Origin of the sequence: Paraburkholderia sp. SIMBA_030 (assembly GCF_046535245.1) — a bacterium.
Lineage (GTDB): Bacteria > Pseudomonadota > Gammaproteobacteria > Burkholderiales > Burkholderiaceae > Paraburkholderia.
In genome coordinates this window covers 1-269 of the sequence record NZ_JAWRXB010000611.1, presented here as the reverse complement: position 1 = coordinate 269, position 269 = coordinate 1, and the positions used below count along the sequence as shown (strand labels likewise).

The 269-nt window shown below is 47.6% G+C and carries 1 pseudogene; it reads right to left on the bottom strand.

Annotated features, from left to right (window positions below):
• Window positions 1-269: pseudogene (locus tag SB772_RS41410) on the bottom strand (hypothetical protein); the annotation flags it as partial.

Sequence of the window (269 nt, the reverse complement as noted above, 5' to 3'; positions counted from 1 at the left end):
ACGCTCAACCACAAACCCCACATCTTGCTCGGCAAAGCTCATCATTTCCTGTACGGGAAAGCTGCTGCATTCCTGTACACGTTGACACTGATCGCAGATCAAGAATGCGGCTGTATGCTGGGCGCGAGGATGACAGCAAGGAACATAAGCATTAATAGAGGTTAACTGATGAATCAACTCTTCACTTAGCAAAAATTCTAAACTGCGATAAACCGTCGGTGGCGCGACATTTTTCGGCGCGCGTCTTTTGGTTGTCTTAGTGTCTACTG